Below are 25,889 nucleotides of genomic sequence, written 5' to 3' on the forward strand. Positions count from 1 at the left end.
TTCGGGTAAAGACTTTTTTCTGATAGGAATTTTAAATTCTTCTTCAGCAATATCAATCATCATATCAAAGAAGATGGCTTTCTTGTCTGCTGTATGGACCTGCCTTTCAAGCTCCTTCTTCTGCTTTTCTAATAGAAGGACTTTCTGCTCGAGTTCTAACAGTTTCTGATCCTTAGTTTTAGGCATCTTTATAGTGGATTTGTTAATCCAATCAAAGTTACCATATTTTCTTAACCAGTTGGTAACTGTAGAATGTGACTGTATACCATACTTGCGAGCGGCGGCTTTAATTCCCAATTCCCCACATTCTATCTCAGATATTACTGACATTTTAAAAGCATAACTGTAATCGCGTTGGGTCCGCTTAACATACTTACTCTCTTGGTCTTCTTTCATAGCTTTACTTTTTGTGTAACGCTATTTCAGGACGGGACAGTCAAAGGAAATAAAAAGCCGGAAGAAAATTTCTTCCGGCTTTTTTTATGTAGATAAAACTATGGCTACTAAGCCACGATGGTTTTTAAGATATCATTTAACGTCTTGCTTGGTCGCATTGCAGCAGCTGTTTTGTCTACATCTGGTTGGTAATACCCACCAATGTCTACTGGACTTCCTTGAGCACCATTCAATTCATCAACAATTTTTTGTTCATTGTCTTCCATGGTTTTAGCCACAGGTGTGAAAATGGTTTTCAATGCTGCATCTTCATCCTGGTTGGCCAAAGCTTCTGCCCAATACATGGCTAGATAAAAATGGCTTCCTCTATTGTCCAGTTCATTTACTTTTCTGGACGGAGACTTGCCTGTTTCCAGGAACTTGCCTGTAGCCTGGTCAAGGGTTTTACCCAACACTTTTGCCCTATCATTGTTAAAGGTTTCTCCCAAATGATCCAAAGAAACGGCAAGTGCTAAAAACTCACCCAAAGAATCCCAACGAAGGTGACCTTCCTCAACAAATTGCTGTACGTGCTTAGGTGCTGATCCACCTGCACCAGTTTCGAATAAACCTCCACCATTCATCAATGGTACTACAGAAAGCATTTTTGCACTTGTGCCTAATTCCAAAATTGGGAATAAATCTGTAAGGTAATCTCTTAATACGTTACCAGTAACTGAGATAGTGTCTTTTCCATCTTTTATACGCTCCAAAGAGAACCTTGTAGCTTCCTCTGGTGACATGATAGAAATTTCTAATCCACTAGTATCGTGATCTTTTAGGTATGTTTCTACTTTGGTAATGAGTGCAGCATCATGAGACCTGTTCTTGTCTAACCAAAATACAGTAGGAACACCTGTTGCTCTGGCTCTGTTAACCGCAAGTTTTACCCAATCCTGAATAGGTGCATCTTTTACCTGACACATTCTCCATATATCACCTTTTTCAACGACATTTTCTAAGATAACCGCGCCAGAAGCATCAGTTACTTTTACTGTTCCAGCTGAAGGAATTTCAAAAGTCTTGTCATGAGAACCATACTCTTCTGCTTTCTGAGCCATTAACCCAACATTAGGAACTGAGCCCATAGTGGTAGGATCGAAAGCACCATTTTTCTTACAGAAATCGATGGTTTCCTGGTAAACGCCTGCATAAGCTCTATCAGGGATGACAGCATTGGTATCCTGTAACTTATTGTTTTTGTTCCACATTTGTCCGCTACTTCTGATCATAGCAGGCATGGAAGCATCAATAATTACATCACTTGGTACATGAAGGTTGGTAATCCCTTTGTCAGAGTTAACCATTGCCAAATCAGGGCTGTCTGCATAAACGGCATCGATGTCAGCTTCTATCGCTTTGCGCGTATCTGCTGGCATTTTATCCAAAGCAGCGATAAGATCACCAAATCCATTGTTCACATCTACTCCAGCTTCTTTAAGCGCTGCCGCATGTTTTTCAAATACAGGTGCAAAGAAAACGGTCACTGCATGTCCAAAAATGATAGGGTCAGAAACCTTCATCATAGTGGCTTTCAAATGCAAGGAGAACAATACACCTTCTTTTTTAGATGCAGCAATTTGTTCCTTAAGAAATTTTCTCAAGGCTGAAACACTTAAAACAGCAGCATCAATGATCTCACCTTTAAGTAAAGGAAGACTTTCTTTTAGTGTTGTTTGCTTGCCATCTTCTCCATGCAAAACGATACTGATGCTCGTTTCTGCAGGAAGCGTAACTGATTTTTCGCTACCATAAAAATCACCTTCAGTCATACTTGACACATGAGACTTAGAGTCTTTGCTCCACTTGCCCATGCTATGAGGATTGTTTCTGGCAAATTGCTTAACGGCCTGCGGGGCTCTTCTATCTGAATTACCTTCCCTTAAAACTGGGTTTACTGCAGAACCTTTAATTTTATCGTATTTTACTTGGATATTTTTCTCTTGTTCGTTTTTAGGATCGTCCGGATAATCTGGCAATCCATAACCCTTAGCTTGCAATTCCTTAATAGCAGCCTTTAGCTGTGGAATAGAGGCACTGACGTTGGGTAACTTTACGATGTTTGCCTCTGGTGTTTTGGCGATCTCTCCCAATTCGGAAAGCGCATCCATAACCCTCTGGCTTTCTTTCAAAAACTCAGGAAATGTTGCAAGGATTCTACCTGAAAGGGAAATATCTCTTGTTTCCACAGACACCCCAGCCGAATCAGTAAATGCTTTTATTATTGGCAATAAAGAATAAGTAGCCAATGCCGGTGCTTCATCGGTAAGGGTATAAAGAATTTTGGGGGTTTTGTCACTCATATGTATTTCTGTTTTCTGATTGTATTAAAAATGAATTCCAATTTAAAATTATGAGCTAAATTACGAAAAATATCTTTATCGGAAGACCAGAGCCCGAGATAAGGACAAATAATAACCCTAAGGAGGATAGCATACATAAGGTGGTAAAATCAGGTACCAATGGTAACCTTACCGCCATCAAAAATTAAAGCTACCCTGCCGCAGTTTCTTAGCGGATAAACAAACACCTAATAACTTTCTTCCTGGTTGGGAAAATCCTCCGATTTAACATCCTTTATATAATCCCCAACTGCCTTAAGCATGGTGTTTCTGATGTCTGCATACTGCCTCAAAAAACCTGGGTTGAAATTCCTGGGTGATACCAAGCATGTCATGAAGTACCAATACTTGTCCATCCACATCTGGTCCAGCACCTATACCTATTACGGGTATACTTACCGCAGCAGATACTTCTTTTGCCAGGGAGGCAGGAATTTTCTCTAATACTAGGGCAAAACAGCCACATTCCTCCAGGATTTTTGCGTCCTCTAATAACTTCTTGGCTTCCTCTTTTTCTTTAGCCCTTACGGTATAGGTGCCAAACTTGTAAATAGACTGAGGCGTTAGTCCCAGGTGACCCATCACAGGTACACCGGCACTTAATATCCGAATAACAGATTCTTTAATCTCTGCTCCGCCCTCCACTTTTACCGCATGTGCGCCAGATTCTTTCATAATCCGAATGGCAGACCTTAGCGCCTCGGAGCTATTCCCCTGGTAAGAACCGAATGGAATATCCACTACTACCAATGCTCTCTCCACTGCTCTTACCACCGAGGTGGCATGGTATATCATCTGGTCCAGGGTGATAGGCAAAGTTGTTTCATGACCGGCCATTACATTGGAGGCCGAGTCCCCTACCAGTATCATGTCTATTCCTGCTGCGTCTACTATGCCAGCCATAGAGAAATCATACGCAGTAAGCATGGAAATCTTCTCTTTCCGCTTTTTCATTTCCTGAAGAATGTGTGTTGTAATTCTTTTCAGGTGGGTAGATTGGTGTACAGACATATCAGTGTAGGTGAACGGTGGACGCGTTGGGATCTAAGTTTACGGTAATGTGCTCGCTAAGGGTAGTTGCCAGTTCATAGCCAGTGTAATCCGCGGCTACGGGGAAAAGTTTATGGCTCCTGTTGACAAAAACCAATACTTCCATTTTCTTTACCTTCAGTTCTAAAAATGGAACCATTGCAAAGGCCAGGGTTCTACCTGTATTCAAAACATCGTCTACCAAAATTATGGACTTACCCTCTAGTGGTTCATGTTCTGAAAGGATAATTTCTTCTATTTTAGGATTTGACTTATCCAGTTCCACTTTGATCAATTGTACATCAAAAGAAGCGATTTCTTTTAATTTGGTTACCATCAATTCCGCGAATACATATCCCATACCGGTTAATCCAACAATGGTTAGTTGCTTTTCACCAGCATTTCTTTCATAAATCTCAAATGCTATTCGTGTTATCTTTTGTTGGATTTGATGGTGGTTCAAAACCAATATTTTTGCTTTTTGCGTCATTTCTGTGCCTTTGTCAAAATTTTAATGAAATTAACCGAATTGCCCCTGCTTTCAAAGTATTGGTCAAAATATTACTTTGCTGCATTCCGGGACCTTTTGGCTCACTCTTTTTAGCGGTGGCTATCTTCCTCATTCATTATTTTCAGGTAATTCTCATACCGGTAAGGGTGAATATAACCTTGTTCCAATACCTCCAGAACTTTACATCCGGGTTCATTTATATGTTTACAATTGTTGTATTTGCATTGACCAAGGTATTTTCTCAATTCAACAAAATAGTGTGAAAGCTCTTGGTCATCAACGTCCAAAATCCCAAATTCTTTGATTCCTGGCGTATCAATAAAATAGCCAGAGTCTCCAAAAGGAAACATTTCTGCAAAAGTGGTGGTGTGCACTCCTTTTGAAGAAAACTTTGAAACCTCTTGGGTAAACTGAGATGCTTGCGGTACTAATCTATTGAGTAAGGTGGATTTCCCTACACCAGAATGCCCCGCCATCAAAGTCGTTTTCCCTGCTAGTCCTGGTTCAAATTTTTCCATTAGGTCCTCATCATGTAAGGCTGATAGTTCTATAATTGGATAGCCCAAAGGACCATAAATGTCGTGAAGCTCTTCTAAGAAATCCAAGTCCTTTTGCTTTGTCAAGGTTTCTACTTTATTGACAAGAAGGGTGCAGGGAATCCGAAAACTTTCCGTACTTACCAAAAACCGATCGATAAAACCCAAAGAAGTTCTGGGGTCTCGAACAGTTACCATAAGGTAGGCCTGGTCCACATTGGCGGCCAGAATATGGGAAAAGTGTTTTTTACGGGTAGATTTTCTGATGATATAATTTTCCCTGGGAACAATCGTATTAATAACTGCTGTTTCCTGGTTATTTTCCTTTTCCAAAACGACATAATCTCCCACGGCAATAGGATTGGTTAATTTAAGATTGTCCTGTTTGAACTTTCCTCTAAGCCTTGCCTTGATCATTTTGTCACCGACTTTCACCTCATACCAGGATCCCGTAGTCTTGATCACTCTTCCTTCCATGTTTCTATCATAATGATTTCAATCGTCCTTTCAGCACTTCCCAAATTGTCATTCACCAAGTTTTTTGCTGCCTGGCAGGCTTGCTCGTAGTGTGCCGGCTGACTAAGCTTTTCCATGACTGTTTTAACTTCCCTTTCATCCTTGACAGTAAACCCGCAACCATTTTGATTGCTGATACCTGCCTCTGGAAATTTCGAAACCTTCTTTAATGGACCAAATAACACAGGAATTCCAAAAGCCAAAGGCTCCAGAATATTGTGTAGTCCTTTGCCCATGGCCCCTCCAATATATGCCCATTGGGCGAACTGATACAGGGAAGAAAGCATGCCGATATTGTCAATTATTAAAATATTCCAAGCAGTGGGTTGCCCTACTTTGCTAAATTCAGAATATTTTATGGAAGGCAAGGTAATGGCCTTCTGCCAATTTTCAATGACTCCCGCATTAATATCATGGGGAGCAATAATAAATTGTAAGTTCTTTGATTGATTAATAAATGGAATTAGATTATCCATGTCTTCTTGCCAAACACTGCCCAATACCATGACTTTTTGAGTGATGCCTTGCGCTATTTCTGGAAACAGTTTAGGTTGAAGACTGGTCTTGTATACATTGTCGAATCTAGGATCTCCTGTCAAACTGATACTTTTAAGTCCTGCTCTCTCAAGCAATTCCTGGGATGCCTCATTTTGTACAAAAATATGATCAAAGCAAGCGAGCAGCTTTTTAAAGAAGCCTCCATACCAGGCAAAATACACCTGCTCAGCTCTGAAAGAAGCCGCTACTAAATAAAGCGGAATTTTTCTTTTTTTGGCAGCAAAGATGTGATTGGCCCACAAATCATATTTAATGAAGAAAGCCATGTCTGGCGATAGTAAATCAATAAATTGATGGGCATTTTTTGGGCTATCGATGGGCAGATAACAAATGAAATCTACCCATTCCTGTTTCTTTTTAATGACCTGCTCATAACCTGATGGGCTGAAAAAGGAAACAGCAACTACCCAGTGGGGATGCTGCTTTTTAAATGCCGCAATAACAGGTTTTGCCTGCAAATATTCTCCAAGGGAAGCCACATGAAACCATACCAACTTTCCTGACTGTATTTCCCTAAAGGATTTGATCGATTCGAAGGTCTTTTCCCGCCCCTTAACGGCCAGTTTGAGCTTGTCTGATCGTTTACTGCCAATTTTCATCAGCCAATCGAGCAAAATCATTCCCAGGTTATACAAAATCCTCATAGAGCAAAATTACATCAAAAATATTTCTTTGAGCAATTCTGGGTCTAAATCATGGCCTCCACTATAGCTAAGCTCTTTGAAATTGACAAAACCTGCCTCATAAATGAGATGTCGCTGACGGATATACATTTCAGATTGCAAAAAAGGATCATCATTCCCCAGTGCTAAAATGACCTGACTATTTTTCAACCTTTCAACCATTAAAGTCGGGTCCAGATCATGCGCAGGAGCTCCACCCCAAAAAACCGCTTTTTCAATATTAATATTGGATTGGCATACCCATCGACTCATGGTGGCTACTCCTTGGGAAAAACCCAAAACATTGACCTGAGGAACCTGGTCAAACTGAGGAAGCAGCTCTTCCATTATCCCATTGAGGTAACTGTTACTGTTGGCGATGTCTATTTCACGCTCATGCTTGGTCATCCAGTTAGCACCTACCCTTCCCGAAAATCCTTTATGGTAATAATGGTTGAGCCCTTCTGGCGCTACTATAAGGCAGTTATCCTGAAACAGGTGATTGAATTTTCTAAGGAAAAACTCCGCCAATTGCCCATAACCATGAAAAACAATCCAAATACTTTTTCTTTTCCGGTGGGGGCATGGCTAAGGGCATAAATATGCCTGGCCTTAAAATTTAGCTCTTTTTGAATCATTAGACGTTTAGATCTTCAAGTTTATAAGGAAGCAACTGGTCAATCCCTTCCGCTTTTAGCACACTCCCATCAGAGCGCAACATCAGTATCTCTATTGGGCTGTCGAATTTCATTTCATATTCACTTATGGTTTGTCTACACATGCCACATGGGGTAACTGTAGCCATCCCGGTATCGTTGGCTTTTTTTGCCACTATGGCTATTGTTAGTGGTTTTAGCTTTGGGTAATTGGAATGAGTATAACACAATAAAACCCTCTCTGCACAAATGCCTGCAGGATAAGCGATGTTTTCCTGATTATTTGCCCAAAACGTTTGTCCATCTGCTAAAATAACGGCAGCACCTACCCGAAAGTTTGAATAAGGTGCATAGGCATTGTCACTAGCTTTGATAGCCAGCTCAATTAAATTGGCCTGCATTTCATTCAAATTTACAGCAGGGATCAATTCCATGGTATTGATATTGCTGACTTTTTTATTCTCTTTCATATTCAAATATATCAATTTTCTTAAGAGTGAGATTAGGTATAAGGTTGTAGAAGTGCAATCAAATAACAAAAGCATGGATGGACGATAATCAGCTACCAAGGCTGAAAACCTGTGGTAAATAAGAATATCAGCCCACTGATTTTAGCCGTATTGTCACCTTTTACCTGCAACAATACAGCCAAAATCAACTTACATAGACCTTCTTGAAAATTGATTGATAAAGAAATTAAATAAAAAAGATTCTTGCCCTATCTCATAAATATTTTAATGTCAAAAGAAACGAATCGATTAAAGATTAGCATCACTCAACTATCGTAAAATCAACAATAACCTTTCCCTCTTTATAGGTTGATCTCATTCGTAATCGATTGCCCACTACCTATTTTAGGTTTAATTTTTCGGTAATTATTTTGGCTTTTACGGAGTTTTTGAAATTTTTATAACTAACTTAAATGGTAATTCATTATTTCAAATTAACCCTAAACATCAGTTAAAAAGTAAAAACAATGTCTTTGGGTAGAAAAATCAGGCAAACCCTATTTATCCCTACCTGCTATGGGCCTTTTTGGCTAAAAGTTAAAGCGTATTTAAATTGTTCATTTATCGTCAACTAATTGGTTAAAGTTTATGAAGAAAAATTTTACTTATTGTTTATTGACATTGCTACTTCTGCAATTTAATGGGGCACTTATCGCCCAGCAAAGTACAGTCAACGGAAAAGTGACGTCTGCAGAGGATCAAGAAGGTCTCCCAGGTGTCAGTATAGTCGCAGAGGGTACCGGAACAGGTACGGTCACCGATCTTGATGGTAATTTTAGCCTCAATGTATCGGGAAGTAACACGGTTTTGGTTTTTTCCTATATTGGATTTGCCACGCAGTCTGTCACAGTTGGCAACCAACAGACCTTAAATGTGCTGATGCAGCCAGAAGCAAAAGGTCTGGATGAGTTTATTGTGACCGCATTTGGTATTTCTCAGGAGAAAAAATCATTGGGCTATGCCGCCCAAAATATAGATGCTGAAGCCATCACCAAGACAAAGCAACCCAACATAGTCAATTCCCTCCAAGGACAAGCGGCAGGTGTTCAGGTGACCAACTCAGGTGGTGCCCCTGGCCAGTCAGCAAGGATCATCATCAGGGGAATCAATTCCTTAGATCCCGGAGCTAACAACCAACCATTATTCGTAGTGGATGGTGTGCCTGTGGATAACTCTACCATTGAGTCTACCGGTACACCAAGGGGCCTATCAAACAGAATGGCCGATCTTAATCCCAATGATGTGGCCTCCATTTCTGTGCTAAAAGGTGCGGCAGCAACCGCTCTGTACGGGGTAAGGGCTGCCAATGGTGCAGTTATTGTGACCACCAAAAAAGGCAAAGCAGGAGAAGTCAGGGTAAACTATAACGGCTCAGTAGGATTTGAAACCCTCAACCAATTGCCAAAGTTACAGGACAAATATGGTCAGGGCTTTAGTGGAGAATACCAACCAACAAGTTTCTGGCCTTCCTGGGGAGCTCCTATAAGTGAAGTGCAGCAAACAGTTGCCGATCACAAATATGAAGACAACTGGAACCGGGTTTTTAATACCGGCATACAGCTAGACAATAACCTAAGCATTTCCGGTGGTAATGAAAAGGCAACTTTCTATGGTTCTTTTGGTAACCTGCAGCAGGAAGGTATCATTCCTTTTTCTTCCTGGAACAGAACCACCGCCAAATTATCCGGGAGTGTTAAGGTTTCCGAAAAGTTTAATTTCTCGGGTTCTGTGAATTACAGTAACTCTGGAGGCAATAGGGTTCCTCATGACCGCTTTATGGAGCGAATGATGTACTGGTCTGAAACCACCGATGTTCGGGACTATATCAATGAGGATGGAACGATGAGAACCTATTCCAATACCAATCCGATCTATGATGCCCGTTTTGCCACCTATGAAGATGATGTGAACAGAGTGATTGGAAACATCAATTTTAACTACATGCCTACGGAATGGCTTGCCTTTTCCTACCGCCTTGGAAATGATTTTTATAGTGATCAGCGTACGGAGATCACTCCAGGACCTAAAGGGATAGACGGAGAAGTACCACTTAGTTCAACAGGCTATCTGGAGGAAAATAGGATCAATAGCAGGGACCTTACCTCAAACTTTTACATTACCTTAAAAAAGCAGTTTAGTCCAGACCTAAATACCAGCCTGAGATTGGGCAATGATATTTTTGAGCGAAAATATGACAGGGTAACTGCCCGAGGTGAGAATTTTGTCATTCCTGATTTTTATAACCTCAATGCGGCTTCCCAGATATTTGCCAGCCAATACAAAACTGTAAGGAGATTGGTAGGTTTTTATGGAGACCTAATGGTGGATTATAAAAATTACCTCTTCCTGAACATCACTGGAAGAAATGATATCACTTCCACATTACCCAAAAACAATAACTCTTTTTTCTACTCTTCTTTTAACCTGGGTTACGCCTTTAGTGAGAACATTCAGCTTCCATCCTGGGTGACTTTTGGTAAATTAAGAGCATCCTGGGCACAAGTGGGAAAAGATACTGAGCCCCATATCCTGGGATCTACTTACGTATCACCTTCAATTTTCCCCTTAAATGGGGAGGTAGGTTTTACAAGGAATTCGGTTTACGGAGATCCACTCTTAAAGCCTGAGCAAACCAATTCAATAGAATTTGGCCTGCAAACAGCTTTTTTCAATAACCGGGCAAACTTTGATGTAACTTATTACAAATCAAATGCAAAGGACCAGATCATTCCAGTTCCAGTGTCTGACGCTACTGGTTATTCCTCCTATATCACCAATGCTGGCGAAATTCAAAACAGCGGTTTTGAGTTTATATTGGGTGGAAGCCCTATAGAAAACAGTGATTTTTCATGGAACATCACTGCCAATTTATCCATCAATAACAATGAGATAAAAGCCATCAAAGAAGGAATAGATGAAATTGTCGTGGGAACCCAATATGGCTACTCTGGCTCTACAGTCACCATGAAGTTACTTGAAGGGGAAGCCTATGGAAATATCTTTGGGAGTTCATACCAAAGGTTAGGTACCGATCCTGACAATTTGTTTCTTGACCCTAGCCTTCCAATAATTATTGGCGCAAATGGTTTTCCAGTAAGGACCGGCACCCAATTGATTTTAGGCAACGCAGTGCCCAAATGGATAGGTGGTATTCGAAATGATTTCACCTACAAAGATTTTGAACTTTCCTTCTTAATTGACTTTAGGACAGGTTTGGAACAATACAACCAGTATGCGAACTTCCTGTCTGCATTTGGCAAGAATGAATTTACGGAAGCCAGAGAAGATTTTAGAGTCTTTGAGGGCGTATTGGCAGATGGATCTACCAATACCAAAGAAGTTTGGCTTGGCCAGGGAACAGGACCTGACGGAGAAGAATATGGAGCCGGCTACTGGAGAAACTATTACCGGACGACCAGTGAAAACTTTGTAAGTGATGCCAGTTTCATCAAGTTGAGAAACATCACCATTGGGTATAACTTAAACCCTGATCTGCTGGAGCGAACTCCTTTTAGAACAGCACGGGTTTCTATCGCTGCCAATAATATCATCCTGTATACCCCCTGGGACGGCTTTGACCCCGAATCCTTTTCTGCTGGAGCGGGAGGCAATGCTATCGGTTTAACAGGTCTGGGCTATCCCGGCGTACAGAGCTTTTTCTTTAATCTGAACCTTGGACTTTAAAAAACTGCAATTATGAAAACGATGTATACTATACTCGGCTTAATGTTTTTTTTAGCGTTAAGCTCATGTGAGAATTTTCTCGATGTCAATGAAAACCCCAATAATCCACAGGATGCTCCTATATCAGGGCTTATGACCAATGCTACTTACGAGACTTCACTTAATGTGCAGGCAATAGGCAGTATCAGCTCCCATTATGTGCAATACCTGGCCTCCCCTAATCCAGCGGGCGCTTCAGATATCATGGATGCGAGCAATTACAGTGGCCTTTGGTTTGATTTGTTCAATGTGATGACGGACCTTACGGATTTGATGCAAAAAGCTGAAGAAGAAGAGGCTAGCCACTATTTGGGGGCTGGGCAGATCCTTATGGCCCTCAACTTGGGCATGACAGTGGATGTATTTGGGGATGTTCCTTATAGCGAGGGTTTTGATTTTTCTTCTGTTACTCCCGTTTATGATGTGGACAGAGCCTTATATTCTGAAGTGTTTAACCTACTAGATCAGGGCCTTCAGAACCTCACAGGAGAAACGGCTGTATCTCTGGACAATGACGATTTTATCTTTAATGGGGATGTTTCCGCCTGGATAAAGTTTGCTAATATGCTTAAGGCCAGATTTATGTTGCATACCAAAGGAACCGATGCCTACAATGCACAGGAAATCCTGGCAACAATTGACAATGGCATGATGAGCAATGAGGATGACGCCACTGTGGTGTTCTTTGAACAACGATTCAATCCCTGGGCTCAAGATGCCATTGACAATGAGAATTTGCTTTTGGGAGGATGGATTTCTACCCAGTTTATAGAAGCATTAGATGGAACCTCCTATACCACAATGGATCCAAGGCTGTCATTAATGATTGGAGCCACGGATGATGGGGAGTACATAGGTGTCACCAATGGGGCGGGCAGAGGCAATGCACCTGAACAAGGTGCAAGGTCTACCTTGATTCCTGGGCAATATTATACCTCGGAACAATCTCCACTATTAATTGCCACCTATGCTGAACAGAAATTCATAGAGGCAGAAGTAGCTTTAGAATCGGATCCTGAAAGGGCTTATGCTGCCTACCTTGAAGGAATTACGGCCCATATGGACATGCTGGAAGTAAGTGGGGATGATAAAATGGCTTATCTAAATAATCCGGAGGTAAGCATGGGAGCAACATCCCTTACGGTCGCTGACATCATGAAAGAAAAATGGGTTGCCCTTTTTCTCCATCCCGAAACCTGGAATGATGCGCGGAGATTTGATTATGGATACAAAGACATGACCTTGCCTGAAAACCTCAATGGCAATCTAAACGGACAGTACATCAGAAGACTGGCTTATCCAGACAATGAGGTAAGTAGGAATGGCAGCAATGTGCCTGACGTCACGCTATTGGACCGGATTTGGTGGAACGAGTAGTATTTGGAAATCCCCTCTTTTTGACAAAAAGAGGGGATTTTTCTTAGAATTAACGGTAACTAACCCTCCAGCCCAGAAAGGACGAGGAATTTGTACTAGCCATCGCCTGCACCCATGGTAAATTGTATAATGAACTACGGATTTTGGTGGTATTGTCGCCTTTTTTTCTGCAACAATGCTGACAAAATCAACTGACCTAAACACTGTAGTTAAATTATTTGATCAACATACAAAATGGGTTTTTAACCAGTAAATTCTAAAATCATTTCCCCAAATGGCCGGAAAATCTTACTTTTCCTATGGCTTAAAAGCCAGGTTAAAATGTATTTCTCAGAGACCCTTCCTATGAAACATTGTAAATGGTTGTGCTTGTTGTTTTTCTTTTCCTGTACTGTCCAAAAAATCAACAAGACGGTCCGAACTTCCGATGTCTTTGAAAAAGGACACATGGGATTCATGCTCTATGATCCCGCAAAGGACAAAACGCTGGTAAAATTGAATGAAGCCAAATACTTTATCCCTGCCTCCAATACAAAAATATTTACTTTCTACACAAGTTATAAAGCCCTGGGCGATGGATATATCAATGGTCTGAATTATACGCACAAAGGTGATTCCTTAATTTTTTGGGGGAATGGTGACCCTTCATTGCTACATCCAGACTTTAAAGACAGCACAGTTGTAAACTTTCTTAGACAAGAGACCAAAAACCTTTACCTGGTAGATAATTTTGAGCAGCTTTCCAGCTATGGTCCAGGCTGGTCATGGAACTGGTTTCCTTATTATTTTGCTGCCGAGCGATCCCCACTTCCGATCTATGGAAATGTGATGCGGTTTTCAAAAAAAGCAGATTCAAAAGAAGCCCAAGCCTATCCAAAATCCGTTCTATTGCCCCTGTTACCAGCAGTAGAAGAACATTCCGGCAATTATTATATTCAAAGAGACTTTAAAAAAAACACCTATGAATATGCCTTAAACAGGGAAAAAGACAGCCTGACTTTTGCCACCGACAAACCATTTATTACCTCAGCGAATTTAACCAGAAACCTGCTACAAGAAGCTGTAGGGAAGAAAATCACGCTCCTTGAAGACAATGGCTATACCCAAAGCGCTCATGAACAATTGCCTACTGTAAAGGCAGATTCATTGTATGCTCAAATGATGAAAATAAGTGACAATTTTTTGGCCGAACAACTGATGGTACTTGTCTCGGATGCGGTATTAGATTCTATCAATATCAGTGAAGGCATTGCCTATGCAAAAAAGAACTGGCTGGCAGACCTTCCCGACGAACCCCAATGGGTGGATGGTTCAGGCCTTTCGCCACAAAACATGTTTACTCCTCGCTCGGTAATAAAGCTGCTGCAAAAAATACATACCGAAATCCCTATGGAAAAAATCAAGGCCTACTTCCCAGCCGGCGGTGAATCTGGCACTATCCGTAACTGGTACCCTGCAGACCCCGGCCAGCCCGCATACATCTACGCCAAAACCGGCACCCTTGCTATGAGCACCGCCCTCAGTGGTTTCCTACTCACCAAAAGCGGAAAAGTACTGCTCTTCAGCACCTTCTTTAACAACTACACCGGCAGCTCCAGTGTGCAGAAGACCGAAATGCAAAAACTGCTTTATTTTATTCATGATAAGTATTAATGGTTAATGGTTAATTATTAATGCTTTGGGATTTTACTGCCTGATTTAGGATTCTGGCAGCTAATTTAAATTTTAAAATATAGAAACCAGTGACTTACGAGGAAACCATAGACAGACTTTATGCGCTTCAGAATCCTGAAAAAGTCGTTTTTAAGGAGAGGAAATTTGGGATTGTTTCCAATAACTCATTGGGGATATACCATTCAGAACTAAAGAGTATCGCGAGGGAAATTGGAAAGGATAATGAACTTGCGTTGCGGCTTTTTGACAGTGGCATTTACGAAGCCCGTATTTTATGCAGCAAAATTTTTAAACCCAGAGATGTTACTGAAACATTGATGGAAAAATGGGTGAAGACTTTTGAGAATTGGGAGGTTTGTGATAGCTTTTCTATGGGTTTGTTTGCTAAAAGTGATTTTGCCGTAGAAAAGATCCTGGAATGGACAAAAAGGAAACCTGAATTTGAAAAAAGAGCAGGATTCACCATTATTGCTTCCTACTGTATGGCAGATAAACTGTCAGACAATGTGGTTTTTGAATCCTTCTTCCCAATCATTAAGCGAGAAGCGAATGATGAAAGAATATACGTCAAAAAAGCTGTGAATTGGGCGCTGCGCAACATTGGAAAACGAAACCCCGACCTCAATAAAAAAGCCATCTTAGTAGCCCAAGAAGTACTGGAAAATGAAAGCCCATCAGCCAAATGGATTGCAAAGAATGCATTGAATGAGTTAGAGAAAGACAATATCAGAATGTCGGATTATCCAAGGGCAATATATAGGGGTGGAAGGGTTTGAATAATGACTTGCCAATAATAAAATGGACAAATACCAAAATAAATACCGCATAGGATCTATTCGTTTACCGGGATATGATTATCGGAAAAACGGTGCCTATTTTATAACCATCTGTACCAAAAATAGGGAACATTTTTTTGGGAAAATTGTGGATGCCTCTATCATAGGGCCCTTGCAATGCAAGAGCCCTATGATGCAATTGAATGAATTAGGCCAAATCGCCCAAAAATATTGGATGGAGATACCCAACCATTTTCCGTTTGTTGAATTGGGAAATTTCGTTGTGATGCCCAATCATACCCATGGTATATTGGTGATTAAACGTGACCAATATACCCCGGTAGATACGTTGCAATGCAACGTATCTACCGCGCCAACCAGACCCATAAATGAACAAATGTCAAAAATATCACCTAAACCAGGCAGCATTTCAACGATTATTCGTTCCTACAAATCTGCTGTTACCAAACAGGCACGATTAATAAATGCCAATTTTACCTGGCAGGCCAGATTTCACGACCATATCATCCGAAATTCAGCCTCCTTCGAAAGAATACAACATTACATTTCCACCAATCCATTGAATTGGCAAAAAGATAAATTTTCTGTTTAGCCAAAAATTCATAATTTGATTTGACCCAATGAGCGTTAAATCAATTTAAGCCCCATTAGATTATTACCTATTGGATCCTTACTCGTAAATTACATGACATTATTAATTGTAATTGGTAAGGCCAGAAATCAACATGGAATCAATAAGTATTTTTGAAATTATAAAAATTGGCATTGGACCATCCAGTTCACATACCATGGGACCCTGGCGGGCAGCCCTGTCTTTTTTAAGTCACCTGAGTAAAAACAAACAACTCAAAGAAGTCACCGAAATTACCACATCCTTGTTTGGTTCATTGGCCAAAACGGGATTAGGTCATGGTACTGATATTGCCGTAATATTGGGTCTTTCAAATGAGGATTTTACAACCATTGATACGGATAAAATCAATGAGAAAATTGAAACCATAAAACAAAGTGGCCTGATCAATGTTTCAGAGGACCATTCTATCAATTTTAATTATAAAAAGCACATCCTTTTTGAGTTCAACAAAAGTCTGGATTATCACCCCAATGGGATGCGGTTTGAGGCGACTTTAAAAGATGGTACTATAATTTCCCGGGAATATTTTTCTGTAGGTGGTGGCTTTGTGGTCACACAAGCTTCTGATCAGGTGGCACAGCATCCAATCATAACCAAATACCCCTGTCATTCCCAAAAGGACCTGTTGGATGCCTGTAATAAATTAAACCTAAAAATATCAGAGCTTGTAATGCTTAACGAAACAGCCTGGCAAAGTGAGGCTGACACCAGAAAACAAGCCCTTTACATCTGGAATGAAATAAAAAATTGTATTTTTAGAGGCATTAATAAATCTGGCATTCTACCCGGAGGATTAAAGGTAAGGCGAAGGGCTTATGATTTGAACAAGAAGTATTTACAGGGGCAAAAATTCAGCAGTGTAGCGGATTGGATCAAGGCCATTAAGAAAGGTCCCAAAGATTTTAACACGGTGAACAAATGGATAAGTGTTTTTGCTTTGGCGGTAAATGAAGAGAATGCTTCTTTTGGTAGAATCATTACTGCACCTACCAATGGCGCCTCAGGCGTAATTCCTGCAGTATTAATGTACGCCCATTGTTTTACGCCACATTTTGATGAAGATGAAATTGTTAAATTCATCCTGACTGCTGGAGAGATAGGTACCCTCTATAAAAAAGGGGCCACTATTTCTGCAGCCATGGGAGGCTGTCAGGCGGAGATTGGGGTTTCTAGTTCTATGGCTGCAGGAGCATTAACGGAGGCACTTGGCGGAACCAAAGAACAAGTGTGTCAAGCGGCTGAAATAGCCATGGAGCACCACTTGGGCATGACTTGCGACCCCATTGGCGGCTTGGTACAAATTCCTTGTATTGAACGAAACAGCATGGGTGCCATTAAAGCCATCACGGCTTCTAACATGGCTTTGGACAGTGACTCTTCTGCTGCCCGCCTAAGTTTAGACAATGTCATCCAGGTAATGTGGGAAACCGCTTTGGATATGAAATCAAAATACAAAGAAACATCTGAAGGAGGTTTGGCTAAAATCCCAGTAAATATTGCGGAATGCTAATTAAAATTGAAAGAACACATGACTAAAAAGCGAATCTTTTTTACCGGTGGATCAGGAAAAGCAGGAAAGCACGTGATCCCCTACCTTCTCGCCCAGGGACACAGGGTAGTAAACATTGACTTGAAGCCTTTGGATTATCCAGGTGTGGATAACCTTATCGCTGATATTACAGACTCCGGACAAATGTTCAATGCCATGAGTTCTTATGCTGCATTGGATGAGCTGGAACCGGGCAATGGTGTGCCAAAATTTGATGCAGTAGTGCACTTTGCTGCCATACCACAGATCCTTATCAAACCTGACAATGAGACCTTTCGGGTCAATACCATGGGCACCTACAATGTGATTGAAGCGGCGGTTAAGCTTGGCATTGAAAAAATTGTCATTGCTTCCTCAGAAACCACCTATGGCATCTGCTTTTCAGATGGCCCAACCGACCCTAATTCCTTGCCTTTGGAGGAAGATTATGATGTGGATCCAATGGATAGCTATGGCTTATCAAAGGTGGTGAATGAAAAAACCGCGCGCAGCTTTCAGCGGCGATCTGGCATTGATATTTATGCTTTACGCATTGGCAATGTGATTGAACCCCACGAATATGCGGAATTGTTTCCTCATTATTTCCAAAATCCAGAAGTCCGTCGCAGAAACGCCTTCTGTTATATCGATGCGCGTGACCTCGGACAGATTGTGGACCTTTGTTTGGAGAAAGATGGACTTGGATACCAGGTCTTCAATGCTGGAAACGACCACAATGGGGCAATTATTCCTAGCAAAGAATTGGCGGAAAGGTTCTTCCCCGGAGTGCCTGTCACACGTGAATTGGGAGAACATGAAGCCTTGTTTTCCAATAAAAAAATACGTGAAGTGCTAGGGTTCAAGGAAGAACACAACTGGCAGAAATATGTAAAAGGAAGCTGATTGCTGTAAAATTTAAATTTACATTGAAACTTTAATTCTATTTCCTTATAGAAGAAATTCTTACCCAAAAACCTTAACCTGTCAATGAAAAATACTTTTAGATTGTTTGGAATTTTTGCCTTTGTTCTTGTATTGAATTCATGTTCAAGTCCCAAAGATGTTCAGGTAACAAGCCCTAATGAAAGGTTCAGATTTGAATTGCTGGTAGAGGATTCACAGCTTTTTTATCGTGCTTTTTTCGATGATAAAGAGATTGTAGGAAAGTCTATACTTGGCTTTGAGCTTTCTGACACAACTATAAGCACTCAAAATCTTAAAATAAAGGAGATTAAAGAAAGTAAAGTGGCAACAGATTGGAAACCTGTTTATGGTGAAAGAAACCTTTACCCAGAGCAATATCATCAATCAATCGTTTCTTTTAGTTCGACCGACAAAAAGCAACCTGCCTTCCAACTAAATATAAGGGCCTACAATGAAGGATTGGCCTTCAAATATGCCTTTGAAAATTCAGGACAAGTTACGATTGATGCAGAACTGACTGAATTTTCCCTGCCTGCAAATTCAGAAGTATGGGTTTCCGAGCAGGCACAAGGAGAAATAACCAAACAAAAATTAACGTCATTAAACGATAAAGTATTTGAACGACCACTATTGGCGGAGTTGAACGATTCTTTGTTTGTGGCACTTGGTGAGGCTGCCCTTGTGGATTTTGCAAGAATGAAATTTTCATTGGCCAAAGACAAAACAGCAACCCTCGTTGCCAGTCTAGACAGTGAAGTGGTTTTTGACGGGCCTTTTTCCAGCCCCTGGAGAACAATCATGGCGGGGAAAACCGCAGGTGAAATACTGGAGAACAATTACCTTATTTTGAGCCTCAATGCCCCAAACGCCATAAAAAACCCGGATTGGATAAAACCCGGAAAAGTTATTCGTGAAGTTACTCTCACCACAGATGGAGGAATGGCCTGTGTGGATTTTGCTGTTAAACACAACCTACAATACATTGAGTTTGATGCCGGATGGTATGGAAATGAATACGATGATTCCTCAGATGCCACCACCATTACGGTGGATCCTAAACGCTCAAAAGGTCCTCTTGATCTTCTTCCAGTAATTAAGTATGCAGAGAGCAAAGGCATCGGCGTAATCTTATACGTCAATAGAAGGTCCTTAGAAAAACAACTGGATGAAGTACTGCCTATGGCCAAATCATGGGGTGTAAAAGGCCTTAAATATGGATTTGTAAATGTTGGTCCCCAGGAATGGACAAGCTGGTTGCATGAGGCAGTTAGAAAAGCAGCTGACCATGAGCTGATGGTGGACATCCACGATGAATACCGGCCTACAGGTTATTCACGTACCTACCCAAACCTGATGACACAGGAGGGTATTCGTGGGGATGAGGAATCTCCTGACAATACCACCGTTTTAAAAACCTTGTTTACACGTATGCTGGCAGGAGCAGGCGACCATACCAATTGCTATTTTGCTGAGCGGGTAGACAGTAAAATGGGCTCACATGCTTCCCAATTGGCCAAGGCAGTTTGTATTTACAGCCCATGGCAATTCCTTTATTGGTACGATCGTCCGGAAAATTCTCCAGGAGCACATAAGGGGGCTGGTAACAGTACCAATTTTATATTGGAAGTGCCTGAATTGACTTTTTTCGACCAAATGCCTACCGTTTGGGATGACACTAAAGTGCTATCCGGCTACCCAGGAGAACATGCGGTTGTCGCCAGAAAAAGTGGAGAAACCTGGTTTGTAGGGGCACTTAATGGGATGAAGGAAAGAGACAATGAAATCTCATTTGAGTTCCTAGACCCAAATCAAGAATACACCGCTACAATTTTCACAGACGATGAAGAAGTGAAAACCCACAGCAGAGTTGCTTTAGAGACAAGAGCCATAATGTCAAAGGATGTGATGAATTTCAACTTGGGAAAACACAAGGGTATGGCAATGGTCATAAAAATGGCAAAATAGAAAACAGAGTAGATAAAGGCTTATTATTACCCAGAATCGAAGAAATTTTTAACTAACGAAAAGCCACTAATTTACACCGTGATTTTATCAGTAATGTTGTAGAAAAAAAACAGCAATGCTGATAAAATCACGATGCATTATTTATTTAATCCAATGGTTTAGGTTTATGCCTTGACCGCAAAAACCACAATCTACATCTGCGTAGAAATACAATTTGTGGATTAACTAATCCTCCCCTTTTTTACACTCACAGCTTCTGTTAAAAAAAATCTAAAATTTACGTCTGAACAATTTCAATTATAAAAATAGTTGTATTTTAGACGCGTAGTAATTAAATACTTACAACATATCTAGGCCTTCAACATTGCTGATTTCGTATTGTGCTTTAGGTACCAATAATGGCTAGGTTAAAAAAAATGAGCTATGAAAAACTTTATTGTATTCCTTTTTTAGTGGCAGCATTTCATTGTCAAGCCCAAAATGATGACAAATTCAATTTTGGCTTTGAAAGTCAGAAAGATAAATCCAGCCTTTCAGACGGGTGGTTTAAATGGGGCGATTATAATTTAGCTATAGACAGCCTGGCCTATTCAGGGATAAATGCGGTAAAAATCACCGCTACTGGTTCTGGCAAATTTGGATGTATTGCCTATCCGATTCCTGCAATTTATTCCGGAAAAACATTAAAGCTTGAAGGATACATGAAAATCAAAAATGTCAAAAATGGATTTGCTGGGCTCTTGCTACGAATCGATGGCAAAGAAGGCATTTTAGCATTTGCCAATATGGATGACCAGCAAATAGAGGGAACTAAAGATTGGCAGAAATACAGCATAACACTCAATTACCCTCAAAAATCAGAGACTATATATGTAGCAGGTATTCTTAGCGGAAAAGGTGAAGCCTGGTTTGATGATTTTAATTTAACCATCGATGGAGAAAATATTGAAACGTTAACGGAAGCCGAAATTGAAGAGCCTAAGGCAATACTTGATACAGCGTTTGACAAAGGCTCCTTATTGGATTTATCTATATTGACGGCCGAAAAAACCGATGACCTTGAATTATTGGGTCGGGTTTGGGGCTTTCTTAAATATCACCATCCTGGAATTGCCAAAGGGAATTACAATTGGGACTATGAATTATTTAGATTCTTAACTACTTATATCAAGGCTGAAAATGAGGCGGACAGAAACAAGCTTATTATCGACTGGATTGATTCACTGAACCCATTAGAAAACTGTACAGAATGCAAAGAAACTGATGAAAATGCGTTAATCAAGCCAGATCTAAACTGGATTCAAAACCAAGATTCAGCGCTAAAAGATAAGTTACTCTCTGTTTACAATAACCGTTCACAGGGCCAACACTATTATATAGAATTAACTCCAAGTGTAGGTAACCCGGATTTTATAAATGAAAATTCTTACGAAAACATGCCCTATCCTGACGATGGGTTTAGGCTTTTGTCTCTTTTCAGGTATTGGAACATGATCAATTATTTTTTCCCTTATAAACACTTAATGGATGCGGATTGGAATATAAAGCTTAAAGAATATATTCCCGTTTTCTTAGATGCAAAAAACGAATTGGAATATGAGCTAGCTGCACTTCAGCTCATAAGTGATATTCAGGATACACATGCAAACATTTGGGGAGGAGGAGATAAAATTGATGCTTGGAAAGGGTCAAACTTTCCTCCCATAAACCTCAGGTTTATAGAAAATAAATTAGTAGTCGCAGATTTTTTATAATGAAGAACATAAAGAAATTATTGGTTTAAAAATTGGTGATATTATTACCAAAATAAATGGAAAACCTATAGAAGAAATCGTAAATGAAAAATCGAAATATTATCCTGCATCCAACTCCGCAGCAAAATTAAGAAATATTTCAATCGATATTTTACGTTCAAATGATGATGAAGTAAAAATTGATTTCATTTCAGAAGGTGCTAAAGAACAAACTAAAACTCTTAAACTATTCCCAAAAGATAGTCTTGATTATTTCACCTGGTTTAGAAAAAACAAAGATAGGTCTTATCATTTATTAGAGGATAACATTGGCTATGTTACGCTGGCTACCATAAAACAAGAAGACATCGAAAATATCAAGAAAGATTTTACGAACACCAAAGGGATAATTATTGACATTCGCAATTACCCATCCACTTTCGTACCTTTTAGTCTAGGCTCCTTTTTTGTTTCTTCTTCAACACCGTTTGTAAAATTCACCGTAGGGAATATCGATAACCCTGGTGAATTCTCATTTTCAAAAAATTTAGAAATCCCTAGCATGGGTAAAACATACAAAGGCAAGTTGGTGGTACTGACTAATGAGTTTTCGCAGAGCCAGGCAGAATATACTGCCATGGCTTTCCGAGCTGGAGACAATACGACAGTTATTGGAAGTACTACAGCAGGAGCAGATGGAAATGTATCTCCATTATTTTTGCCCGGTGGACTTAAAACAATGATTTCTGGTATTGGAGTATATTATCCAAATAGAGAAGAAACACAACGTATTGGAATTGTGCCTGACATTGAGGTAAAACCAAGCATTGAAGGCATTAAAGCTGGTAGGGACGAATTGCTTGAAAGAGCCATAGAAATTATTAGCGAAAATTAAACCCGGAACAGCAATTAAAAATGCAGCATAAAATCTTTGAGCAAATCAACGTATTCCGAAGTATAGGCATTGGAGGGATCTTTTATGAGCAATGTGTTTTCCACGATTTTCGCAGGCTTTTTTCTGGATAAAGAAACGATCACTCGGTGGACTTTACTGGTTTCTCGGTCGTGCAAAAAGGTTTGACTGACTGGGTAAAAACCTTTTTCAGCGCCAATGCCGATAAAAGTTTCCATCTCATTGGGTGGAAGAATTAACCATAATACACCCGCTTCAGTTAATAGGCTGTCAATGCCCGCCCACAAATCGGTGAAGTTGAGGCCCTGTTCATGCCTGGCCAAATTGATGTTTTGTTTGCTGCTTTGCAGTTGACCACTATAATAAGGGGGATTGGTAATGATCAGGTCGTATTGTTGGGTTTCAGTTGTGGCAAAATCCTGAAAGCCTTGATGCTTCACAGTGATGTTAGTTCCCAGCTTATTGGCAGCAACATTTTTTGTTGCCTGCTCAAAGGCGTCCAAGTCTATTTCCACAGCATCAATATTAGCCGAAGGGTACTTTTGAGCCATCATCAAGGCAAGCACACCTGTACCCGTACCAATATCCAGAATGGTATCAGGAATTGACTTTGCCACAGCTAGTGAGCCAAGAACGACCGCATCGGTACTCACCTTCATGGCACATCGGTCCTGTTCTATTCTAAACTGCTTGAACTGAAAATAGGTGTTTGCCGTCCTTCTCATTATGCTTTTTGCTCTGCTTCATAGCCTTGGTCAGGAGGTAAATTATATCCCAAAGCCGCTGTTACTGCCAATTCATCGCATCTTTCATTTAAGGGGTTACCAGCATGGCCTTTTACCCACTGAAATTGAGGCTTGAATTTAGTATGTAGGGGAATGTATCTTTTCCAAAGGTCTACATTTTTTTGTCCTTGAATCCCTTCTTTTGCCAACCCCATATCCAGCCTTTCTGAACGGAATCAACGACGTATTTACTATCCGAATAGATGGTAATTGGCAACCCTTCTACTTTCAAGGCTTCCAAACCACTAATCACCGCCAGCAACTCCATCCGGTTATTGGTGGTCAGGCGAAACCCTTCGGAAAGCTCTTTTCTCATGTTCTTATAGAGCAAAATCACCCCATAACCTCCATTTCCAGGATTCCCCTTACTGGCTCCGTCGGTATATATTTTTATCATGTCCAATTCAAATTTGGATCAAAAATAGGGTAAATATCTCAAATCGGCCAAAAAGACAACGCAGACTTTAAAGGATTCCATAAGCGCATGAATTAGCCTTCTCAGAAGAATGATTTATCCCTAATATAACGATTATGTAAGTGCTTTAGCACCTTTACCTTGACAACACAAGCTTTGTAAGCCCAAAGAAAATTATTACCCAGAAATAATTTGGAATAATGCCCATTTATTTCGTTTTTAAGAAATAATTAGGCCCAAAAATTAGAACAATTAGGCCAAACAGTGAGCTGAAACAAATTATTAGCAATGATTGAAACATGAAGAAATACATTTTAAACAAAGCTGAAGAAATAATTTCGCAAACTGAAGAACTTGAATACGAATCCATTTCAGTTCACGATTTTCTTACCGAATTTGATTATGCAACGAAGTACTTGCCGAGATTTCTGAAAGTACGTTCTTTTGCCCTCTACATGCTTTTTTTTAAAAGAGCCTATTACTCGATCGGAGATAGAAAAATTAAGCTTAAAATATCAGCATTGGGTCAAAATATGCTTTCCAACTTTGGTAATCCCATGTCAAAGGATGTGGTGAAAAGGGGAATCAATGATTTGGTAAAATTCGGTATTGTAGAAAAATTACACCGACCAGGAAAAATCAATGAGTACATTGTCAAATTGCCCTCAGAAATAAAGGCCATAAAAAAGCTTATTAAAATAGAAGACAGCATTGAAGAAAGCATTTATGGGGATTCGGAAGACGATATCCTTACAGATAGCAGCAAAAGAAATGAGATTTTAAAAAGGGACAATCACAAGTGCTTCTACTGCCTATGCGAACTTAAAGCACCAGATTTCTACCTCAATCATATCCATTCCAAAGCCAATGGTGGCTATGACTGGAAATCCAATTTGGTATCTTCTTGCAGAACCTGCAACACAGTGAAAAATGCTGACAGCGTTAATGCCATATTATTGAGTAATCTCAAAAAAGGGCTGATTTTAAATACGGAATATTTAGAGCAAAAAAGTAAGTTGGATAAATTGAAGGCTGAATATCAAAATGTGAAAGAAAACTTAGGAAATATTCCCTAAGCAAGCAAACAGTGTGATTGCAATATTGCATCCATCGAAGAGAGCGCTATTTGGTAGACACTCTTAAAATTGGTCTAGTATATTGACTAGATAACTATTCGATCTAGTTAATTAAAACACTCCGAATCGGCTGACTTCCAGATCACCTTTTTATCCTCTAAATCCTCGAGCGTATAATTGCCCTCAATCCTATCTCCAGAACAATCCTGAATTATTAATGCCCAGTTACATAAAGGGCAACAGCTGGCGAAGTAAAATACCGTCTCTCCATTGTAGGTACCCTGTCCAATATAATTGTATTCAGACATTTCACCAGATTCATAGGATTGCTGTATGGTATTCAACCATGGTAAATCATTTATAGGATCACTTACACTGCAGGTGTTATCAGGACCATCAAAAATATCACATGAAAAACAGATTGATAAACTGAACAAAATTAGATAGGTAAATTTTTTCATGAATGAGAATGAATAAATGGAAGATTGATTTGTAACCAGTACGACACGAAGTTACTATTCGCTACAATTACAAATTTATATTTTTTAAATATTAGTAAGCTTCACGCATCTACCATTAGGGATGGTTAGC

At 40.1% G+C, this 25,889-nt stretch carries 20 protein-coding genes and 2 pseudogenes; 11 read left to right on the forward strand and 11 right to left on the reverse strand.

Features of this window, described 5'->3' with window-relative positions; genetic code table 11:
• From ADICYQ_RS19790 to ADICYQ_RS19825, 8 genes and pseudogenes are all read right to left on the reverse strand, one after another.
• Window positions 1–396: helix-turn-helix domain-containing protein (locus ADICYQ_RS19790; RefSeq protein WP_040417216.1), on the reverse strand; the 396-nt coding region annotated here is incomplete at its 3' end.
• 107 nt (window positions 397–503) lie between these two features.
• Window positions 504–2,738, reverse strand: a complete 2,235-nt coding sequence (locus tag ADICYQ_RS19795) for an NADP-dependent isocitrate dehydrogenase (protein ID WP_020893500.1) — start codon at window positions 2,736–2,738, stop codon at window positions 504–506.
• A gap of 227 nt (window positions 2,739–2,965) precedes the next feature.
• Window positions 2,966–3,788, reverse strand: a pseudogene (gene panB / locus ADICYQ_RS19800) (3-methyl-2-oxobutanoate hydroxymethyltransferase).
• Window position 3,789: 1 nt separating this feature from the next.
• Entirely contained in the window at window positions 3,790–4,296 is a 507-nt protein-coding gene (locus ADICYQ_RS19805) for a phosphoribosyltransferase family protein (protein ID WP_020893502.1), read from the reverse strand.
• Between the two features lie 110 nt (window positions 4,297–4,406).
• Complete coding sequence (gene rsgA, locus ADICYQ_RS19810) at window positions 4,407–5,330, reverse strand: ribosome small subunit-dependent GTPase A (protein WP_020893504.1); 924 nt, start codon at window positions 5,328–5,330, stop codon at window positions 4,407–4,409.
• Window positions 5,315–6,571: a 3-deoxy-D-manno-octulosonic acid transferase gene (locus ADICYQ_RS19815; protein ID WP_020893505.1), complete on the reverse strand. Its 1,257-nt coding sequence runs from the start codon at window positions 6,569–6,571 to the stop codon at window positions 5,315–5,317. The genes rsgA and ADICYQ_RS19815 overlap by 16 nt, the downstream gene beginning before the upstream one ends.
• Before the next feature lie 9 nt (window positions 6,572–6,580).
• Window positions 6,581–7,120, reverse strand: coding sequence for an alpha/beta hydrolase (locus tag ADICYQ_RS26280; RefSeq protein WP_152520504.1), 540 nt, complete (start codon window positions 7,118–7,120; stop codon window positions 6,581–6,583).
• A 106-nt stretch (window positions 7,121–7,226) separates the two neighbouring features.
• Complete coding sequence (locus ADICYQ_RS19825) at window positions 7,227–7,715, reverse strand: cytidine deaminase (RefSeq protein WP_020893508.1); 489 nt, start codon at window positions 7,713–7,715, stop codon at window positions 7,227–7,229.
• Window positions 7,716–8,342: 627 nt separating this feature from the next.
• On the opposite strand from ADICYQ_RS19825, the gene ADICYQ_RS19830 reads away from it, so the two are divergent.
• The 10 genes from ADICYQ_RS19830 to ADICYQ_RS29030 all read left to right on the forward strand — a co-directional run bounded on the left by ADICYQ_RS19830 (window position 8,343) and on the right by ADICYQ_RS29030 (window position 23,004).
• Window positions 8,343–11,438: a SusC/RagA family TonB-linked outer membrane protein gene (locus tag ADICYQ_RS19830; protein ID WP_020893509.1), complete on the forward strand. Its 3,096-nt coding sequence runs from the start codon at window positions 8,343–8,345 to the stop codon at window positions 11,436–11,438.
• Between the two features lie 12 nt (window positions 11,439–11,450).
• Window positions 11,451–12,854: a SusD/RagB family nutrient-binding outer membrane lipoprotein gene (locus ADICYQ_RS19835; protein WP_020893510.1), complete on the forward strand. Its 1,404-nt coding sequence runs from the start codon at window positions 11,451–11,453 to the stop codon at window positions 12,852–12,854.
• Between the two features lie 321 nt (window positions 12,855–13,175).
• A complete protein-coding gene (locus tag ADICYQ_RS19840; protein ID WP_081652401.1) occupies window positions 13,176–14,507 on the forward strand; it encodes a D-alanyl-D-alanine carboxypeptidase/D-alanyl-D-alanine-endopeptidase in 1,332 nt (443 codons plus the stop codon).
• A gap of 89 nt (window positions 14,508–14,596) precedes the next feature.
• Complete coding sequence (locus ADICYQ_RS19845; protein WP_020893513.1) at window positions 14,597–15,304, forward strand: DNA alkylation repair protein; 708 nt, start codon at window positions 14,597–14,599, stop codon at window positions 15,302–15,304.
• 22 nt (window positions 15,305–15,326) lie between these two features.
• Window positions 15,327–15,917: a transposase gene (locus ADICYQ_RS19850; RefSeq protein WP_020893514.1), complete on the forward strand. Its 591-nt coding sequence runs from the start codon at window positions 15,327–15,329 to the stop codon at window positions 15,915–15,917.
• Between the two features lie 133 nt (window positions 15,918–16,050).
• Complete coding sequence (locus ADICYQ_RS19855) at window positions 16,051–17,469, forward strand: L-serine ammonia-lyase (protein ID WP_040417218.1); 1,419 nt, start codon at window positions 16,051–16,053, stop codon at window positions 17,467–17,469.
• Window positions 17,470–17,487: 18 nt separating this feature from the next.
• Window positions 17,488–18,390 (forward strand): NAD-dependent epimerase/dehydratase family protein, encoded by a 903-nt coding sequence (locus tag ADICYQ_RS19860; protein WP_020893516.1) that lies wholly within the window; start codon window positions 17,488–17,490, stop codon window positions 18,388–18,390.
• 84 nt (window positions 18,391–18,474) lie between these two features.
• Entirely contained in the window at window positions 18,475–20,376 is a 1,902-nt protein-coding gene (locus ADICYQ_RS19865; protein ID WP_020893517.1) for a glycoside hydrolase family 97 protein, read from the forward strand.
• 416 nt (window positions 20,377–20,792) lie between these two features.
• Window positions 20,793–22,130, forward strand: a complete 1,338-nt coding sequence (locus ADICYQ_RS27860; RefSeq protein ID WP_020893518.1) for a peptidase S41 — start codon at window positions 20,793–20,795, stop codon at window positions 22,128–22,130.
• A gap of 307 nt (window positions 22,131–22,437) precedes the next feature.
• Window positions 22,438–23,004: a S41 family peptidase gene (locus tag ADICYQ_RS29030; protein WP_262485382.1), complete on the forward strand. Its 567-nt coding sequence runs from the start codon at window positions 22,438–22,440 to the stop codon at window positions 23,002–23,004.
• 14 nt (window positions 23,005–23,018) lie between these two features.
• Here the strand turns inward: ADICYQ_RS29030 and ADICYQ_RS19875 are convergent, their stop codons facing one another.
• Entirely contained in the window at window positions 23,019–23,747 is a 729-nt protein-coding gene (locus tag ADICYQ_RS19875) for a tRNA1(Val) (adenine(37)-N6)-methyltransferase (RefSeq protein WP_020893521.1), read from the reverse strand.
• Window positions 23,747–24,204, reverse strand: a pseudogene (rnhA, locus tag ADICYQ_RS19880) (ribonuclease HI). The gene ADICYQ_RS19875 and the pseudogene rnhA overlap by 1 nt, the downstream one beginning before the upstream one ends.
• A gap of 317 nt (window positions 24,205–24,521) precedes the next feature.
• Here rnhA and ADICYQ_RS19885 point away from each other — a divergent pair.
• Window positions 24,522–25,298, forward strand: a complete 777-nt coding sequence (locus ADICYQ_RS19885; protein ID WP_020893524.1) for an HNH endonuclease — start codon at window positions 24,522–24,524, stop codon at window positions 25,296–25,298.
• A gap of 107 nt (window positions 25,299–25,405) precedes the next feature.
• On the opposite strand, the gene ADICYQ_RS19890 is transcribed toward ADICYQ_RS19885, so the two are convergent.
• The gene (locus ADICYQ_RS19890; RefSeq protein WP_040417220.1) at window positions 25,406–25,759 is read right to left on the reverse strand and encodes a hypothetical protein; all 354 of its coding nucleotides are present in this window, start codon (window positions 25,757–25,759) and stop codon (window positions 25,406–25,408) included.
• Window positions 25,760–25,889 lie beyond the last annotated feature (130 nt).

The organism is Cyclobacterium qasimii M12-11B (assembly GCF_000427295.1).
In the GTDB taxonomy this organism is placed as follows: Bacteria; Bacteroidota; Bacteroidia; order Cytophagales; family Cyclobacteriaceae; genus Cyclobacterium; species Cyclobacterium qasimii.

Excerpts from the sequence above, each read along its gene's own strand:
- ADICYQ_RS19795 (WP_020893500.1), bottom strand. The coding sequence starts at position 2,738 with ATGAGTGACAAAACCCCCAAAATTCTTTATACCCTTACCGATGAAGCA.
- ADICYQ_RS19805 (WP_020893502.1), bottom strand. The coding sequence starts at position 4,296 with ATGACGCAAAAAGCAAAAATATTGGTTTTGAACCACCATCAAATCCAA.
- rsgA (WP_020893504.1), bottom strand. The coding sequence starts at position 5,330 with ATGGAAGGAAGAGTGATCAAGACTACGGGATCCTGGTATGAGGTGAAA.
- ADICYQ_RS19815 (WP_020893505.1), bottom strand. The coding sequence starts at position 6,571 with ATGAGGATTTTGTATAACCTGGGAATGATTTTGCTCGATTGGCTGATG.
- ADICYQ_RS19825 (WP_020893508.1), bottom strand. The coding sequence starts at position 7,715 with ATGAAAGAGAATAAAAAAGTCAGCAATATCAATACCATGGAATTGATC.
- ADICYQ_RS19830 (WP_020893509.1), top strand. The coding sequence starts at position 8,343 with ATGAAGAAAAATTTTACTTATTGTTTATTGACATTGCTACTTCTGCAA.
- ADICYQ_RS19835 (WP_020893510.1), top strand. The coding sequence starts at position 11,451 with ATGAAAACGATGTATACTATACTCGGCTTAATGTTTTTTTTAGCGTTA.
- ADICYQ_RS19840 (WP_081652401.1), top strand. The coding sequence starts at position 13,176 with ATGTATTTCTCAGAGACCCTTCCTATGAAACATTGTAAATGGTTGTGC.
- ADICYQ_RS19850 (WP_020893514.1), top strand. The coding sequence starts at position 15,327 with ATGGACAAATACCAAAATAAATACCGCATAGGATCTATTCGTTTACCG.
- ADICYQ_RS19855 (WP_040417218.1), top strand. The coding sequence starts at position 16,051 with ATGGAATCAATAAGTATTTTTGAAATTATAAAAATTGGCATTGGACCA.
- ADICYQ_RS19860 (WP_020893516.1), top strand. The coding sequence starts at position 17,488 with ATGACTAAAAAGCGAATCTTTTTTACCGGTGGATCAGGAAAAGCAGGA.
- ADICYQ_RS19865 (WP_020893517.1), top strand. The coding sequence starts at position 18,475 with ATGAAAAATACTTTTAGATTGTTTGGAATTTTTGCCTTTGTTCTTGTA.
- ADICYQ_RS27860 (WP_020893518.1), top strand. The coding sequence starts at position 20,793 with ATGAGCTATGAAAAACTTTATTGTATTCCTTTTTTAGTGGCAGCATTT.
- ADICYQ_RS19875 (WP_020893521.1), bottom strand. The coding sequence starts at position 23,747 with ATGAGAAGGACGGCAAACACCTATTTTCAGTTCAAGCAGTTTAGAATA.
- ADICYQ_RS19885 (WP_020893524.1), top strand. The coding sequence starts at position 24,522 with ATGAAGAAATACATTTTAAACAAAGCTGAAGAAATAATTTCGCAAACT.
- ADICYQ_RS19890 (WP_040417220.1), bottom strand. The coding sequence starts at position 25,759 with ATGAAAAAATTTACCTATCTAATTTTGTTCAGTTTATCAATCTGTTTT.